The sequence below is a fragment of the Deltaproteobacteria bacterium genome, from assembly GCA_016234845.1.
Taxonomy (GTDB): Bacteria; Desulfobacterota; Deferrimicrobia; order Deferrimicrobiales; family Deferrimicrobiaceae; genus JACRNP01.
Window position 1 is genome coordinate 1 of record JACRNP010000112.1, and the last position, 17,301, is coordinate 17,301.

The 17,301-nt window shown below is 64.8% G+C and carries 12 protein-coding genes and 1 pseudogene; 10 read left to right on the forward strand and 3 right to left on the reverse strand.

The genetic code is table 11. The features are described 5' to 3' along the window. The first annotated feature begins 198 nt into the window (after positions 1-198). Positions 199-1,777, forward strand: a pseudogene (gene pckA / locus HZB86_08175) (phosphoenolpyruvate carboxykinase (ATP)). A gap of 281 nt (positions 1,778-2,058) precedes the next feature. Next, positions 2,059-2,922 carry a hypothetical protein gene (locus tag HZB86_08180; GenBank protein ID MBI5905514.1) on the forward strand — a complete coding sequence of 288 codons (864 nt, stop codon included), beginning with the start codon at positions 2,059-2,061 and terminating at the stop codon, positions 2,920-2,922. Between the two features lie 11 nt (positions 2,923-2,933). Here HZB86_08180 and ilvD read toward each other — a convergent pair whose 3' ends face one another. Both ilvD and HZB86_08190 read right to left on the reverse strand, forming a co-directional pair. Beyond that, complete coding sequence (gene ilvD / locus HZB86_08185; protein ID MBI5905515.1) at positions 2,934-4,649, reverse strand: dihydroxy-acid dehydratase; 1,716 nt, start codon at positions 4,647-4,649, stop codon at positions 2,934-2,936. Between the two features lie 58 nt (positions 4,650-4,707). Continuing rightward, positions 4,708-5,616 (reverse strand): pirin family protein, encoded by a 909-nt coding sequence (locus HZB86_08190; protein MBI5905516.1) that lies wholly within the window; start codon positions 5,614-5,616, stop codon positions 4,708-4,710. A 134-nt stretch (positions 5,617-5,750) separates the two neighbouring features. Between HZB86_08190 and HZB86_08195 the strand changes: the two genes are divergently transcribed. The 3 genes from HZB86_08195 to HZB86_08205 all read left to right on the forward strand — a co-directional run bounded on the left by HZB86_08195 (position 5,751) and on the right by HZB86_08205 (position 6,804). Then, on the forward strand, positions 5,751-6,152 hold the full coding sequence (locus tag HZB86_08195; GenBank protein MBI5905517.1) for a PA2779 family protein: 402 nt from the start codon (positions 5,751-5,753) through the stop codon (positions 6,150-6,152). A gap of 144 nt (positions 6,153-6,296) precedes the next feature. Continuing rightward, the gene (locus HZB86_08200) at positions 6,297-6,524 is read left to right on the forward strand and encodes an antitoxin, RHH family protein (GenBank protein MBI5905518.1); all 228 of its coding nucleotides are present in this window, start codon (positions 6,297-6,299) and stop codon (positions 6,522-6,524) included. Continuing rightward, positions 6,511-6,804 (forward strand): type II toxin-antitoxin system RelE/ParE family toxin, encoded by a 294-nt coding sequence (locus tag HZB86_08205; GenBank protein ID MBI5905519.1) that lies wholly within the window; start codon positions 6,511-6,513, stop codon positions 6,802-6,804. Before HZB86_08200 ends, HZB86_08205 begins: the two co-directional genes overlap by 14 nt. A 72-nt stretch (positions 6,805-6,876) precedes the next feature. Here the strand turns inward: HZB86_08205 and HZB86_08210 are convergent, their stop codons facing one another. Beyond that, positions 6,877-8,421 (reverse strand): sigma 54-interacting transcriptional regulator, encoded by a 1,545-nt coding sequence (locus HZB86_08210; protein MBI5905520.1) that lies wholly within the window; start codon positions 8,419-8,421, stop codon positions 6,877-6,879. 199 nt (positions 8,422-8,620) lie between these two features. Between HZB86_08210 and HZB86_08215 the strand changes: the two genes are divergently transcribed. The 5 genes from HZB86_08215 (at position 8,621) to rsgA (ending at position 17,179) form a co-directional block, all read left to right on the forward strand. Beyond that, positions 8,621-9,844 (forward strand): efflux RND transporter periplasmic adaptor subunit, encoded by a 1,224-nt coding sequence (locus tag HZB86_08215; protein MBI5905521.1) that lies wholly within the window; start codon positions 8,621-8,623, stop codon positions 9,842-9,844. A 25-nt stretch (positions 9,845-9,869) separates the two neighbouring features. Then, on the forward strand, positions 9,870-14,279 hold the full coding sequence (locus tag HZB86_08220) for an efflux RND transporter permease subunit (protein MBI5905522.1): 4,410 nt from the start codon (positions 9,870-9,872) through the stop codon (positions 14,277-14,279). 37 nt (positions 14,280-14,316) lie between these two features. Beyond that, entirely contained in the window at positions 14,317-14,949 is a 633-nt protein-coding gene (locus HZB86_08225) for a TetR/AcrR family transcriptional regulator (protein MBI5905523.1), read from the forward strand. A 536-nt stretch (positions 14,950-15,485) separates the two neighbouring features. Then, the gene (locus HZB86_08230) at positions 15,486-15,764 is read left to right on the forward strand and encodes a hypothetical protein (GenBank protein MBI5905524.1); all 279 of its coding nucleotides are present in this window, start codon (positions 15,486-15,488) and stop codon (positions 15,762-15,764) included. Between the two features lie 311 nt (positions 15,765-16,075). Further along, positions 16,076-17,179, forward strand: a complete 1,104-nt coding sequence (gene rsgA, locus HZB86_08235; GenBank protein ID MBI5905525.1) for a ribosome small subunit-dependent GTPase A — start codon at positions 16,076-16,078, stop codon at positions 17,177-17,179. Positions 17,180-17,301: the final 122 nt, after the last annotated feature.

The following is a 17,301-nucleotide window of genomic DNA, read 5'->3' on the forward strand; positions in this document are numbered from 1 at the left end:
GGAAGGCGTGCCGCGGGACGGTCGCCTACAAATGGTCGGCGGACGCGAACCTTCTCCGGGTGACCTGGACCCGGGACGCCTGAAGGCGGAGCGATCGATGCGCGCCGGCGCGGCGGGGCAAAGCACGACGGCCGAGCGGTGATGGTAGAATGAGAACCATTCGCTTCATACCATCCGATCATCACGAGGAGCTCCGCCATGAGCAGTCGCTTGAACGGGAACCGTGCCGACGACCTTTCCCTGCACGGGATCCGGAAGGCCGAAGCGGTCTGGTGGAACCTTTCGCGCTCCGCGCTGATCGAGCAGTCCCTTCGTCGCCGCGAAGGGCATCTCGCGGCGGGGGGGCCGCTCGTCGTGCGGACCGGCGAATACACGGGGCGGTCCCCCAACGACCGCTTCTTCGTACGGGAGCCCGGAAGCGAGCCGTCGATCCACTGGGGGAAGACGAACCGCCCCTTCGACGCGGACCGGTACGAATCGCTCCGGGCGCGCCTGCTCGCCTACCTCGAAGGGAGGGAGCTCTTCGTCCAGGATTGCCACGTGGGCGCGGATGAGGAGCACCGGCTCCCGATCCGGGTCATCACCGAGAAGGCGTGGCACGCCCTCTTCGCCCGCAATATGTTCCTCCCCGTGACGGACCGCGACGCGCTTCCGCGCCACGTACCCGAATTCACCGTCATCAGCGCTCCCGGCTTCCATTCCCGTCCCGAGATGGACGGAACGCGCAGCGAGGTCTTCGTCCTGATCCACTTCGGGCGCAGGGAGGTGCTGATCGGAGGCACCCTGTACGCGGGCGAGATCAAGAAGTCGATCTTCACCGTGATGAACTACCTGCTTCCCGCGGCCGGCGTCCTTCCGATGCACTGCGCGGCCAGCTACGGGCGGGACGACCGGGATGTCGCGGTCCTGTTCGGACTCTCGGGGACGGGGAAGACGACCCTCTCCGCCGACCCGGAGCGGACGCTGGTGGGCGACGACGAGCACGGATGGAGCGGCCGCGGCGTCTTCAACTTCGAGGGGGGCTGCTACGCGAAGGTGATCAACCTCTCTCCCGGGATGGAGCCGGAGATCCACCGGGCGACCGGGATGTTCGGGACGATCCTCGAAAACGTCGGAATGGAGACCGATTCGCGCCGGATCGACCTGGACGACGCGACCCTCACGGAGAACACCCGGGCGTCCTACCCGCTCTCCTCCATCCCCCGGGTCGCGCCCCGCGGCCCGGTCGGCCACCCGAAGCACATCGTGATGCTGACGGCGGACGCCTTCGGGGTGCTCCCGCCGATCTCGGAGATGACTACCGACCAGGCGATGTACCACTTCCTCTCCGGCTACACCGCGAAGGTGGCGGGGACCGAGCGGGGGATCGTGGAGCCGCAGGCGACGTTCAGCACCTGTTTCGGCGGCCCCTTCATGGCGCTGCACCCTTCCGTCTATTCGAAGCTCCTGGGGGAGAAGATCGCGACGCACCACGTCAAGGCCTGGCTGGTCAACACGGGGTGGACCGGCGGCCCGTACGGCACGGGGCGGCGGATGGACATCGGCCACACCCGGGCGATGCTGCATGCGGGTGGACCCGGTGTTCGGACTGCGCGTGCCGGAAAGCTGCCCGGACGTGCCGACCGGGGTCCTGGATCCGAGGTCGACCTGGAAGGACCGTGCGGAGTACGACCGGACGGCTTCGATGCTGGCGGGGATGTTCCACGAGAACTTCGCCCAGTACGCCGGACAGGTGGAGCCCAAGGTCATGGCCGCCGGTTTCCGCAAGCCGGCCTGACGGACCGGGGAGAATCGGCGGAACCGATCGGCGCGCAGACTTTCAATAAGGGAATTCCGCGGTTTCCGAGTTCCGATTCGTAATCCGGCCTCCCGCCGGCAACAACAGAAAAACCTTCCGTTTTCCGGCCGTTCGGTTCAAGCACCCGAAGGCACATTCCTTGCTCGTACACAACCATTCCACTCCATTCCTTGCCGTCGCCCGTTTCCGGGCCCGGTGGCGTTGTCCGCATCGTCCGGTGCGGCCTGGCCGTGGCATTTTTTTCGCAGAGGAGGATCCCGATGAAAACGACGACCTTCAAGTCCCAGTACCGGAAGTTCCGCATGCTCACCGCCCGGTTCTTCAGCTACTGGTTCTTCATCATCTTCGCGACGCTGGGCGTCGGCGTCGCGGTGATGGAGCGGTTCACGAACGTCTTCGGCGTCCAGCACCTCGAAACCGTCATGATCCTGATCCTGTCGTACGCGATCCTCGTCTACATCGTGACGGAGCGGGCGAAGGTCCTGGACGACATCCACGAGAACCTGCGCAGCGCCAAGGCCGAAGTGTACCCGACCCGCGAGTCGGTCTACATGGCCGTCCCGCTGATCATCGCGCGGGCGTCCGCCGACGCCCAGGGCCGCCGGCGGATCTTCCACGCCGCGCTCCACGGCCTCGGCGGAAAACGGCTGGCGAAGCCGTCCCGGCCGGACCCCGTCTTCGAGGTGTTCGACGGCGCGATCGACCGTTGCGTCGCCTCCACCGGCCCGGGGATGTGGCGCGTCTACGAGATCTACAACGTCCCCGACGAGGAGCGGCTCGACGTGCTGGTCGAGATGATCGGGAAGCGGCAGGGGGCCGAGGGGTACGAGGTGCGGGCGTTCGCGCACGCCGAGGGGCTGCCGCACCTCTCCCCCCTCGTGATCGGCGACGAGGACCTGATCGTCGGGGTCGACGATCCCCGGTACTACCGCGCGAGTTCGGCGGTCCACCTCCGGGGCCGCGACCCGGTACGGCTGGCGACCGAGTATTTCTACTCCCTGTGGAACGATCCGCGCATCCGGGTCCTCAAGACGGAGACGGGCGTCGACCGGGACGAGATCGAAAAACTCCGCGCGGAGTTCCGCGCGGCCGAACGGGAGGGGAACGCGCCCCCCGCGGCCTGACCGGGTGTTCCCTAGCTCGTCACCGCTCCCTTCGACGCGCTGCCGACGAGACGGGTGTATTTCCCCAGGACGCCCCGCGGGTATTTCGGCTCCGGTGCGCTCCATCGCGCGAGACGCCCCGCGATATCCGCGTCGTCCGCTTCGACGGCGATGGATCGTTCCCCCGGGTCGATCGCGATCCGTCGGCCTTCGCGGACGACGGCGATCGGCCCGCCGGCCTGCGCCTCCGGGGCGACGTGTCCGACCATGATCCCGTGCGTGCCGCCGGAGAATCTCCCGTCGGTGACCAGCGCGACGTCCTTCCCCAGGCCTGCGCCCATCAGCGCGGCCGACGGGGAGAGCATCTCCCGCATCCCGGGCCCGCCTTTCGGCCCCTCGTACCGGATCACGATCACGTCGCCCTTCCGGATCCGCCCGCCGAGGATGGCGTCGAGGGCGTCTTCCTCCCGGTCGAAGACCCGCGCCGGCCCGGCATGCGAGGCAAGCGCCTTGCCGGACAGCTTCAGCACCGCCCCTTCCGGCGCGAGGTTCCCGCGGAGAACGGATATGTGCCGCCCGGGCGGCGCGTACGCGCGGTCCGGCGTTGCGAAGACGTCCTGTCCGCCGGGAGGGGGAGCGACGCCCGCCAGGTTCTCCGCCACCGTCTTCCCCGTGACGGTGGCGCAACCCCCGTGGAGAAGGCCGGCGTCGAGCAGCGTCCTCATCACCATCGGGATGCCGCCGATCCGGTCCAGGTCCGCCATGACGTACTTCCCGAACGGCTTGAAGTTTCCCAGCAGCGGAACCTTCCGGCCGATCCCGTGGAAGTCGTCCAGCGAAAGGGGAACCCGCGCCTCGTGGGCCAGGGCGAGGAGGTGAAGAACCCCGTTCGTCGAGCCCCCGAGGGCCATCATCACGGCGATGCCGTTCTCGAACGCCTCCCGCGTCGCGATGTCGCGCGACCGGATCCCGCGGCGAAGGAGCAGGAACAGCGCCCGGGCGGAATCGGCGCAATCCCTGCGCTTCTCCCGCGAAATCCGGTTCGCCCGGTCCACCGCCGCGTGGGAGGCCGAGCCCGGGACGGACAGCCCCATCGCCTCGATCACCGACGCCATCGTGTTGGCCGTGTACATCCCCCCGCACGACCCCGCGCCCGGGCAGGAGCGGCACTCCACCTCGTGCAGCTCTCCGTCCGTGATCCTTCCCGCCGCGTGGGCCCCGATCGCCTCGAACGCGCTCACGATCGTCAGGTCCTCCCCCCTGTAGCGGCCCGGCAGGATCGTCCCCCCGTACAGCGTCAGCCCGATGGCGTTGTTCCGCAGGATCGGCATGAGCGCGCCCGGGATGCTCTTGTCGCAGCCGGACAACGTGACGATCCCGTCCGCCGCGTACCCTTCGTGCATGGTCTCGACGCAGTCCGCGATGAGGTCCCGCGACATCAGGGAGTACTTCATCCCCTCCATCCCCATCGTCTCCCCGTCGCTTACGACCGGCGTGCCGAACAGGAACGGCTTGCCGCCGGCCGCGACGATCTCCCGGGACAGGATGTCGCCCAGCTTCCGGATGTGGTCGTTGCAGGGGGTGGCGTTCGTGAAGGGGCACGCCAGCGTGACGATCGGCCGGGAGAAGTCGTCGTCCGAGAAATCGACGGCCCGCAGCATGGCGCGCGCGGCCGCCCTCCGGGCCCAGTCCGCCCCTCCCGGCGTTCCGGTCAGCAGGTTGCTGCGGTGCTTCAGCGGGCGATCCATAACGGGTCCTCCGGAAGTGGGATGAGCGGAGTCCGCCCCCCGATTCCGGAGCGCGCGATTACCGGCCCTTGATGAAGGTCCCCCTCCGGTACTCGTCGAAGGCGACCCGGATCTCCTCCTCGGTGTTCATCACGATCGGGCCGTACCACGCCACCGGCTCGCCGATCGGCCTCCCCGCGACCAGGAGGAAACGGACCGCCTCTTCCCCGGCGGTCACGGATACCGCGTCGCCGTCCCCGTAGAGGACGAGCGATTCGGGCCCGCACAGGCACTGCCGGTCGATGTCGAAGTAGTTCCGCCCCAGCTCCTCCCGCGCGTACGGATCCCGTCCCTCGTCGAAGTAGGCGCTACCGGAGACGACGTACGCGAAGACCGTATGCCCCCGCTTCACGCCATGGCGGAAATTCGCCCCCATCGGGACGGAGACGTCCATGTACTCGGGGTCGATGACGATGTCCCGGACCGGCCCCTCCGCCCCGTTTACCCTGCCGGAGATGATCTTCGCCTTCGCGCCGCCCTCCAGCGCGACTTCCGGGATCTGGCTTCGCTTCACCTCCCGGTATCGCGGGTCCATCATCTTGTGGGCGGCAGGGAGGTTGGCCCACAGCTGGAACCCTCCCATGCGGCCCCGCGCGTCGCCCCTCGGCATCTCCTGGTGGACGATGCCGCTCCCGGCGGTCATCCACTGGACGTCGCCGGCGGAAATATCCCCCTTGTTCCCCATGCTGTCTCCGTGCTCCACGTCCCCCTCGAGGACGTAGGTGATCGTCTCGATCCCCCGGTGCGGGTGCCAGGGGAACCCGGGGAGATACTTCGACGGGTCGTCCGACCGGAAGTCGTCGAGGAGCAGGAACGGATCGAGCAGGGGCACCTCCTGGTTGCCGAAGGCCCTCTTCAAGTGGACTCCCGCCCCCTCGATTGTCGGCCGGGAGCGCCACACCTTCCGGATCTTCCGCACGTCCGCCATCGCCGCACCTCCTCCCGGCCCGGACTTCCGGCCTCGCCTGCGCCGCCCGCCGACGCGGGAGGATCTTCCGCGCCGCCGTCCGTTCCGCGATCTTGATTATATACTGGGGGGAATACGCGGGAAGGAGGCTGGCCATGACATCGATTCGCAGGACCGGGTGGTTCCTCGCGCTTGCCGTTGCGCTTTCGTGCTGGATGGGGGCGTTGGGTTCCCTCCGTGGGGTGGCCGAAGCCGGCGTGATCGCCTCCCGCGTCGAGGGAGCGGACCTCCGGGCGGCGGACATCGCCAAGGTCCAGACGTTCCTGGAGCGGAAGATCGTCGCGCAGAAGCTGGTGGACTACGGCGTCTCGCCGGAAGAGGCGACGGCGAAGGTCCTTTCGATGGAAGGGAAGGAGCTGCACCGGCTCGCCGCGCTGACGGACCGGGCGGCCTCGGGGTCGGACAGCGGGGCGGACGCCGTGGTCGGACTGGCGGTCCTGCTCCTGCTGATTCTCCTCATCCTGTGGCTCATGAACAAGAAAGTCGTCATCCGGTGATTCGGAGACCCGGTGAAGGGAGAGACGAACCCGCCCAAGGCGGATCGAGATGGAGATTTATTTCCGGATCGTCCATCTCGTCCACAGGACGCTTCCCAAGGTGTTCCCGAAGTGATACACTCGTCCCGAAAGGAGGAGGTGTCGATGCCTGCCAGAAATCCGAGGGTCAACGTGGTCCTCGAAAAACCGTTGTTCGATGCGGTCGGCCGCCTCGCCGAAGAAGAAGGCGTATCGCTCTCGACGGTGGTGCGCGACCTCGTCAAGGAAGCGATCGAGATCCGGGAAGACGTCGATCTCGGACGGGTTGCGGAAACGCGCGCGAGGACCCTGAGACGCTCTCGGGCGTTATCGCACAAGGATGTTTGGGGATAGCGTGGCATTTACCGTCAGGTATCACCCTGACGTCAAGGGCGAAGACCTCCCCCAGATCAATGCGAGGATGCAGGAGCGCATCAAGCGGGCGATCGAAACCCGGCTGATGACCGCACCCCAGGAATACGGCCTTCCGCTGAGGAAGAATCTCGGGGGGTACTGGAAGCTCCGGGTGGGAGATTACCGGGTCGTTTTCAAGATTGAAGGGGAGATCGTCTACGTCCTCGCCATCCGGCACCGTAAGCACGTCTACGAAGACGTAACGGCGCGAATCAAATAAAAGCGCTCCCCGAGGCACCCTCTCCGGGACTTTGCCGGCTCCACATCGTGGACTCATAAAGAGGGGAAATAATCAGTTGGTTCTCCGATCCCGGCGACGGTATTGGATTCCCAGCTGGTCCATCCGCGTGCGCAGAGTCGTCGGGTTCACACCCAGCAATTCCGCCGCCCCGCCGGGCCCGTGAATCTTGCCCTTGGCAAGCTTGAGCACCTCGGAGATGTGCGCCGCCATGGCCTCGTCCAGCTTCAGCGGAGGGTGAGGATGGGCGATGCCGGCGGAAACGGCTTCTGTCCTTCCCTCCTCGCGCGGCAGCATCGTCTCGAAGGTCAGGGGACCGCCGCGGTGCCGGATCAGTTCGCGTTCGACCATGTTCTCCAGCTCGCGCACGTTCCCGGGCCAGTCGTACTCCATGAGCCGCAGAAGCGCCCCGGGGGCTATCGAGGGCGGGACCGCGATGCCGAATTCCCTGCTCTTCACCATTACGAAATGGCGTGTGAGAGCCGGGATGTCGCTCTTCCGCTGCCGTACCGGCGGCACGGGGATGGGGAAGCCGCTCAGCCGATACCAGAGGTCCTCCCGGAAGCCGCCTTCCGTCGTCATGCTTTGCAGATCGCGGTGCGTCGCCGCGATCACGCGGATGTCGACGGGAATCGGGCGCTTTCCACCGACCCGCTCGACCTCGCGATCCTGCAGCACCCGAAGGAGCCGCACCTGCGCGGTCGGTGACAATTCGCCGATCTCGTCCAGGAATATGGTTCCTCCGTCGGCCCGCTCGAAACGTCCCCTGCTCTCGGCGACCGCACCGGTAAATGCCCCCTTTTCGTGGCCGAACAACTCGCTGTCGATCAGGTTCTCCGGCAGGGCGCCGCAGTTCACCTTGATGAATGGACCGTCCTTGCGCGGCGAGGAGAAGTGGATCGCGTCAGCGATCATTTCCTTGCGGGTCCCGGTCTCGCCGAGAAGGAGCACCGTGTTGTTGAGCGGCGCCACCTGGCGCACCATTTCCATCACCTTGCGGAGTCCCGTCTCTCCGCCGATCACATCGCCCGCGGCGCCACGGTGCAACTCCCGGCTCAGGAATCGCTTGTCGTCCAGGAGGATGGCCTGGTATCGGAGCACCTCCTCGTGGGCGAGAGCGTTGGCCAGGGCGAGCGCGAACGGCTTCGCGATGGAACCGAGGAACTCGGTCTGTTCCTCTGTGTACCGCCTCGCCCCCCGAACGCGCAGGGACAGGCCGCCGAGCAACGTCCCGTTCATGCGCAAGGGGACGATCAGGTCCGTGTTCCCCTCGAGCCCCACCAGGGGAGCGAAGTAGCGGAAGATCTCGTCCTCATCCGCGTCCGCGGTGAAGGGCGCGGAAAATTTCCGCGCCGCGATCTTCTCCAGCATCCCCTTCGGCAGAGGAACGATCTCGTCCGGAGGAACGATTCCTTCGTTGAAAGCATGGGCGATGTGCCGGACCGCGCCCATTCGTTCGTCGATGATGAAGAGGATCAGCCCGTCGAGCGGAAAATGCTCCCTCAGGTACTCGAACGCATTGCGCAACGTTTCCTTGATCTCCAGGCTGCTGCAGATCCGGAGGGTCATCTCCCGGAGGAATTCGTCGCGGTTCAGCATTCCATCACGTCCCGTCGAAACGGAGCATGCCGTAATTATCGCACGATTCGCGATATACCGTAATCGCTTTTACGGAATGCCGTAGGCCGTCTCCGGCCTGGACACGCAAGTATTTGATTTCAGGCTTCATTCTGGTTTGGCACATTCATGGCTTTGTTGCGCTTTCACTAGTTCAGCTTCCACGAAAGGAAGAGCGACCATGAAGGGCAACCTCACATGCGTGTCCGTGTTGATGGGTCTGGTTCTGGGAGTGTCCCTGGCCGCCTGCAAGGGTGAGCCGGAGAAGAAGCAGGTGCGGAGCGATCCGGTCCCGGTGTCGTTCGGGAAGGTCCGGCGGATCCAGGAACGGGAAACGATCACGGTGAGCGGAAGCATCAACGCGCCGAATTCGCCGGCGAGCGCCTCCTTTCTCGTTTCGGGAAGGGTCGTCTTCGCCGGGCCTCGCGAAGGGGAATACGTGAGCCGTGGGCAGATGCTGGCGCGGATCGACCCTACGGACTACCAGCATACCGTGCAGGGCGCCGAGGCGCAGAGCGCCGCCGCGGACGCAGCGCTGGAGAAGGCGATGAATCCGGCGCGGCCGGAACAGCTGGAGCAGGCTCGCATCACGTTCGAGCGGGCCGAGGACGAATACCGGCGCATGAAGATGCTGTACGAGTCGAAGAGCCTCGCGCCGAACGATTTCCTGAAATACAAGGCGGTTTACGAGTCCGCCCGGCAGCAGTACGAGCAGGCGAAGGCAGGGGGCCAGAAGGAAGACAGGGAGCAGGCCAAGGCCGCCTCCCGTCAGGCCGTCGCCAACCTGCAGATCGCAAGAAAGGCGCTCTCCGATACGACGTTGTTCGCCCCCATCAGCGGATACATCGCGAAACGGTACATCGAGGTCGGCGATACCTCCTCTCCGGCACGCCCCGCCTTCGAGATCGTACAGCTGGATCCCGTGGAGGTGACCGTCGGCGTTCCGGAAACCGATATCCACCGTGTCCGGATCGGGCAGAAGGCGGAGATCCGGATTCCCGCGCAGCCCGAGAAGACGTTTGACGGCACCATCCGCGTCCTCAACGTTTCCGCGGACCCGAATACGCGCACCTACATGGCGAGGATCCACGTTCCCAATCCCCATCGCTTCCTGCGACTCGGGATGATCGCGGAAGCGACCATTCGCGGGGACCGGACCGCCGCCCTGATGACGGTGCCCGGCAATTCGGTGGTCCGGGATCCCCAGGGCGCAACCCGGGTATTCGTCTACTACCCCGACCAGGGACGCGTTTACGCGAAGCGGGTGGAGACCGGTTCCGGGGTCGGCAAGGATCTCGTGATCAAGAGCGGACTATCCGGAGACGAGCGGATCGTCCTTGCCGGGCAGGCCAAGCTCGAAGACGGCCTGGCCGTTACAGCGACCGGGCAGGAGGAGCGCCGATGAACTGCGTCCTGGAGGGGAACGTCCGATGAATCCGATGAAATTTTCCCTGCGCCACCCGACTGTGACCCTGGTCCTGACGGCGATGGTCTTCGTGGTCGGAGTCCACGCTTTCATGAATATGCCCCGGACCGAGGACCCGTCCATCACCATCCGTACCGGCATCGTGGCCGCGCTCTACCCGGGCGCGACGTCCGAGCAGGTGGAGAAACAGGTCACCAAGACGCTGGAGAAGCACATCTTCAAGTTCCAGGAGGTGCGCAAGGACAAGACCTTTTCGACCAGCCGGCCCGGCATGGTGATCATCAACGTCGAGCTCGAGGACCACGTCAGGAACGCGGACCTCTTCTGGTCGAAGCTGCGCCACGAGTTGAACATGACCCGCGCCACGGAGCTGCCGGACGGCGTCCGGGGGCCGGTGGTCGATTCCGACTTCGGAAATACGGTCGCCCTGCTGATCGCCGTCCACGGCAAGCGGTACGGTTACCGGGAGCTGCGGGACCATGTGGACAAGATCCAGGACGAGATGCGGACGGTCCGCGAAGTGTACAAGCTCGCCACCTACGGCGCGCAGAGCGAGGAAATCCGGATCACCGGCGACCTGCAGCGGATGTCGCAGTATCTCGCCGACCCGTTCCGGGTGGCCACGGCCTTGCAGCAGAGAAACGTCATCCAGAGCGCGGGGAAATTCGACGCCGGGGATTCGAAGGTGCCGCTTCGGCCCACAGGGACATTCACCACGGAAGACCAGATCGGGAACGTGCTCGTCGATGTTTCGAAGGACGGCATGCCGGTCTACATCAAGGATTTCTCGAAGGTCACGCGCCGCTACCAGGACCCCGACTTCATGGTCCGGTACGACGGCGACCCCTGCCTCCTGCTTTCCGTCGAGATGCAGAAGGGGAAAAATATCGTCGCGTTCGGCGAGAAGCTGGAAATGGTCCTGGCGCGGCTCAAGGTCCTCCTTCCTCCGGATGTGCAGATCGAACTCGTCGCCGACCAGCCGACGGTCGTCAAGGAACGGATCGCGAATCTGAGCCACGAGTTCCTGCTGGCCATCGGCTCCGTCATCCTGGTCACGCTCTTCCTTCTTCCATTCCGCGTCGCCCTCGTCTCGGCCCTTGCCATCCCGGTGACCCTGTGCGGGACGCTCGGCGTGATGAACGCGATGGGGATCGAGCTGCACCAGGTTTCCATCGCGGCGCTGATCGTGGTGCTGGGGATCGTGGTCGACGACGCGATCGTCATCGCCGACAACTACGTGGAGCTCCTCGACCACAAGGTTCCCAGGATGGAGGCGGCATGGAGGAGCGCCACCGAGGTCTTCGTCCCGGTATTCACCGCCACGGTGACGATCATCGCCTCCTTCCTGCCGCTTCTGATCCTGACGGGATCGGCCGGGGAATTCATCGCGGCCCTACCGGTCACCGTGGCGATCGCACTGGCGGTTTCCTTCATCGTGGCGGTCCTGCTGACCCCGCTGATCTGCCGGTCGGTGATTTCGAAGGGGTTGCACGATCATGAAGCGGAATCCGCGGACCGGAAGCAGGGGCGGAGCCTGCTGGACCGCGTTCTGGAGATCTATTCCCGGGCGATCAACGCCCTCATGGCCAGGAAGGGACTGGCGCTATCGATCGGGATCGTCGCGGTCGCCGCCGGAGTCGGGATGTTTTCCATGGTCCCGGAACAGTTCTTCCCTTCGGCGGAGCGCAACCAGTTCGTGATCGACGTCTGGATGCCCCAGGGGTCCCGGATCGAGGCGACGGACGCGGTGATGGGCCGGATCGAAAGGAAGATCGCCGGCAGCAAGGGGGTCGCCCATTACGTCACGTTCGTCGGCCAGAGCGCGCCGCGGTTCTACTACAACGTGAACCCCCAGCAGCCCGACCCGGCCTACGGCCAGTTCATCGTGAACTCCGATTCGGTCAAGGACACGACCCGCCTGGTCCCCGAGCTGCGGGCGAGCCTTGCGACGCTCGCGCCCGAAGCGATGGTGATCGTGAAGGAGCTGCAGCAGGGGTCGCAGACCGAGGCTCCGGTGGAAATCCGCATCTCCGGCGACGACATCGCGGAACTCAAGCGCCTGGGAGGACAGGTCCGGGGGATCCTGCAGGGGATTTCACTCTCCCAGTTCGTGCACGACGATTACTACAACGACTCCTTCATGCTGGATCTGAACGTGAACAACGAGTTGGCCAACCGCATGGGAATCACCGACGCCGCGGTGGCGGGAATGTTTGCCGGGGCCTTCGACGGCGCGCCGGTCAGCACCTTCTGGGAAGGCGACCGCGCGGTCGCCATCAATCTTCGGCTCGACCAAAGGGCGCGGGAAAACCTCGCCGACGTCGGGAACACCTACGTGACATCTCCGCTTACGCACGCCAGGGTCCCGCTGCGCTCCTTCGCTACCCTTGCGCCGGAGTGGCAGACCAGCCGGATCGTCCGGAGAAACGGGGTGCGGACCTTGACCGTACGCGGTTTCGTCAAGCAGGGGCATTACGCATCGCAACTCCTGGAACAGGCGGCTCCGAAGCTTGCCGCCGTCAAGCTCCCTCCCGGCTACCGGATCGAATACGGGGGGGACAAGTTCAACCGGGACGAGACCTTTCCGCAGATGCTCGGGGCGCTCGCGATCAGCCTCGTGGCCATCTTCCTGGTCCTGCTGATGCAGTTCAAGCGGGTATCGGATCCGCTTGTAGTCATGTCATCGATCCCGTTGATGGTATTCGGGGCGGTCCTGGGGCTGATCGTGACCCGCAACGCGTTGGGTTTCACCGCCTTCCTGGGACTGATCAGCCTGTGCGGTATCGTCGTGCGGAACAGCATCATCCTGATCGATTACATGAACGAGAAGCTGGCCGGCGGAAGCTCGCTCGAGGAGGCGGCCAAGGAGGCGGGCAAGCGGCGCATGCGGCCGATCTTCCTGACCACGATGGCGGCGGCGGTGGGGGTGACCCCGATGATCCTCTCCGGCTCGAGCCTGTGGAGTCCGCTGGCGAGCGTCATCGCCTTCGGCCTCATCTTCTCGATGTGCTTCACGCTGCTGATCGTCCCGGTGCTGTTCGTGGTGGTGCGGTCCCGCGCCTTCAAGCCGGCGGCGGTCGTCCCGGTCCTAGCCGTGATTGCCCTGCTCGGAGCGGCGGGCGGCGCCTCGGCGGAAGAGCAGAAGGCTCCCCTTACCCTGAACGAGGCGGTCGAAACGGCGCTGAATCGCAACAAGGGGCTCCGTATCGGGCGGGCGAAAGTGGTGGAAAACGAGCGCAAGGCAGACGCTGCCCGCGCCGACTATTTCCCCGTCCTTTCCAACAGTTCCAAGGCCCTCAACCTGAGCGACACCCAGCTCATGACAATCCCCGCCGGCAGCCTGGGATCCATCGGCGGCAGCCCGTTTCCGGACAAGTCGGTTTCCATCGATCAGGGCAAGTCCAATTTACTGGTGAGCGAAACGACGCTGAGCCAGCCGCTGACCCAACTCCTCAAGATCGGCGCGGCCGTCGACGTCGCCCGGGCCGACCGCGGCATCGCCAAGGCGGAATTGAAGAAGTCCGAAAACGAGATCGTCCTCGCGGTGCACCAGCTCTATTACGGGTTGCTGATCGCCTCCAAGGAAAGGGAAGCCGCCCGGGCCATGCTGGCGGCCGCCCAGGACGACTTGCGCGAGAGCGAGGAAGGAGTCCGCTCCGGCAACCTTCTCGACGTCGCAACGAACGCGGGGCGGGTCAAACTGCTCCAGTCCCGGCAGGCGCTGATCGCGGCCGAAAACCGGATCGCGGACTTCGGCTCCGAACTCAACGACCTGCTGGGGTTCCCGCCCGACGCTCCCGTGGAGTTGACCGAAGCCGGCCTGCAGGACCTTCCGCTCCCCCCGCGGGAGGAATCGCTCCGGGCAGCGCGACCGAACAACCCGGAACTGGCGTCCGCCCGCGAGACGGTAAAGAAATCCCGCTCCGCGGTCCGTGCCGCCCGTTACGAGTACATCCCGGATTTGACTCTCTTCGCCAGCCATGTCTACCAGGACGGCGCGCCGTTTCTTACCCAAAACGTGGAGCTCGTCGGGGCGCAGTTCAGCTGGAAGATCTTCGACTGGGGGAAGCGGAACGCGCAGATCGGAGAGAGGAAGGCGCAACTCCTCCAAGCGGAAGAAAACCTGGCGCGACAGGACGACCGGGTGACGGTGGAAATCGACAAGGTGTACCGGAAGCTGGAGCGGACGCAGAAGATGGTGGAGGTCGCCCGCGAGGCCCTGGCTCTGTCCCGGGAGTACGAGCGCCTGAGCGAGAACCGCGTGAAGGCCGGTGCGGTCACCGAAGCCAGGCGTTCCGAAGCGGTCGCCGCCGTGAAGAAGGCAGAGATGGAGGTAACCCAGGCTTCCCTGGATTACCGGCTGGCCCGGATGGAACTCGACCGGATCACGGGGACGCTCGCGTCCGGTCGGTAGAGATCCCGGTACCCTATCTCCCGATTTGGAGGGGACGATGGCATCGTTGAGCTTCGACAAGAACCAACCCGGAAACCAGGAACAGAACGGGAATGCCGTCCGGAATCGGCTGCTGGATGCGGCGCTGCGACTGTTTGCCCGCAAGGGATTCGAATCGGCGAGCGTGCGCGAACTCGCCGAGGCAGCGGATGTGACCCGGCCGACACTCTATTACCATTTCGGGAGCAAGGAAGGACTCTACCTCGAACTGGTGGAACGATTGTGCGAAACGGTCGAGGATTCGATCCTCCGCTCGTTAGCTTCGGAGGGCGCCGCACTGGATCGACTGAGATCCTTCGTATTGAATATCGTGGACTCCGTCATCGAGGATACCGACAGCCAGCGGCTCTTCTTCATCATCGTCCTGGATCCCCGCCGAACCAGCCTGTCCTCCTTCCACGAACGAATGAGAAATTTCATCGCAGCCATTCTGGAATTGCTGTTGGAAGAAGGAGTCGAAAAAGGGGAATTCGAGATCGAAAATGTCGGACATGTCACGAGGGTGATATTGGCATACCTGGATTCCTTCATCCATAACCAGATCTTTCTTCGCCCGAAGAACGGTCGGGATGAAACGGAAAGGCTGCTGGACAAGCTGCTCGAACACATCGAGTGGAGTACCACTGCCTGAGAATGACCCACATGAAGGCATGAAGGAAAACGCCAGTTGCTCAATTTCGCTTGCTCGAACTCCACTTGGAAGGGCGGCAAGTTGATTCCGAATTATCGAAAACCTTTTGACATGATTGCAGATACGAACACCGTCTACAGAAAGGAACAGGCCGCTTCCCCTGGGAAAAGCGGCCCGTTTGAAATCTGGCTCCCCGGGATGGTCACACTACCAATATTAGTAGTGCGACCCACCCGGGCCACCCCGAAATAATCCAAGATGAATCAGGGTCTTGCGAGGCAGAAAAAGTTGGAAGGTCAGGCTCTACGAAGCATGCACACGCCAGAGGCCCCGAAATCTGGTTCCGAATCGTCCACGACGCCGTACCTCGCGATATTTGCGTCCTCCGGGAGGCTTACCGCGAACAGGAAGTCGAAGTCGCGTTTGGCTCCATCGATATAGGCACCCTGACGCGACGTATCGAGGCCAACCAGGGTGTGCGCGTCGTCCCATCGGCCCGGGGCATTCTCAAGCCGACGGGTCCCGGGCCCCCCCGTGTGACTGAGCTCCTCCGCAAGGCAATCGAATGGCAACGGCAGCTAGATGCCGGCGAGATTCAGAACAAGACCGAGATCGCTCGCCGAGAAGGGATTACCCGTGCCAGGGTTACCCAGGTCATGGCTCTTCTCCGCCTTGCCCCGGAATTCCGGAAACAGATCCTGACCATGTCGGATATCATCAGGACGTCGGCGGTCACCGAGAGGCGGTTGCGGCCCATCATCAACGGAACAGAGGAGGCGCGCCAAATGGGGCATATTGCCTCCTTGTTGCCCTGACCTATCATCCTTCCCGTTTCGTCTCCCTTCGCATCCGCAAGTAGATCCGAGGACAGATCTGAACGATCTCTTCGTCCCTCGCTGGTGTTTGCTCCAAGGGCGCAAGGAGTCTATTATGTTGGAAATTGCAGGTGAGCACCTGCGGGTTCCCCCAGAGGTTTGATGACCGTCACGGTTCTCCATACGGATCTTGCCTGAGGACGCACCTGCGCCGTAGGCGCTGATCGCCACGACGCGCCCCCTCAACCGCTGATCCCTGTCCGCGTGTCCACGCTGAGGTCTGGTGCGCACGCGGATGGATGCGCGCGCCCATGGCCGCGCACATGGAGGACGTCATCGTGCACGAGTTATCCGCTCTGGGCTTCGGCCCCTTCTTCGAACAACAGCTTCAGACATCGGGCGGCGACAGGGTCGTCCCGGCCCGCATCGCAGCCGAGCATCGCGGCGCCTACGAGGTGTGGTCGACGACGGGCTCGGGACGCGCACAGCTCGCTGGAAGGCTTCGCCTCGAGTTCGAAGATGCCGGGGCTCCCGGTGTCGGCGACTGGGTTGTCGTCAAGGACGCCCCCGGTCCAAATCACACAACCGTCATTGAACGCGTCCTCGAGAGGCGCACGGTCTTCACTCGGGGCGCTGCCGGACGCGAGGCGCGCGCACAGGTGGTCGCCGCCAACGTCGACCTGGTGTTCGCCGTGTGCGGCCTCGACGCCGACTTCAACGTGCGCCGGATCGAGCGCTACCTCGCCCGGATTTGGGCGAGCGGCGCCCAGCCCTCCGTGATCCTCAACAAGGCCGACCTCTGTGCGGATCCCGGTGCGCGGGTTGCCGAGGTCGAGACTCACGCCGTCGGTGTGCCGGTTCACGTTATCAGTGCGCTCCACTCCGAGGGTATCGAGGCGGTGCGCGCCTGCATTCACGACGGCATGACCGTAGCCCTGGTGGGCTCTTCCGGGGCCGGCAAGTCGACCTTGGTCAACGCTCTGCTCGGCGAGGAACGTATGCGCACCGGCGAGGTCCGCGCAGGCGACGGTCGGGGCTGCCACGTCACGACCCATCGCCAGCTCGTCCTCCTGCCCGGCGGCGGCCTGTTGCTCGACACCCCCGGCATGCGCGAACTGCAGCTCCTCGACGACGATGGGATCGACACCGTCTTCCTGGACATCGCGGAGCTCGCGGGCCGCTGTCGCTTTCGGGACTGCCGCCACGACACCGAGCCCGGCTGCGCAGTGAAGGAGGGCGTCGATTCAGGTTCGTTGGATGCCGATCGCATAAAGCACTACCGCAAGCTCGAGCGCGAGGCCCAGGCCAACGAGCTGCGTCACGACGAGCACCGGCGGCGGCAGTCCGAGCGGGTGTGGGGTCAACTCTGGGATGAGGTCGCGCAGTTGCGGAGGTGGAAGGGAGGCAAGCCGTAGCCGCTTTTCTATTGCGTCGGTGTTGAAGTCCTGCCGCTCTTCCGGAGAAAGCTGATCGTCATCCCGCATGACAGCGGGACGACGATCAGCTCGGCATTCAGCACCGCGAGGAAGTTAGTAGA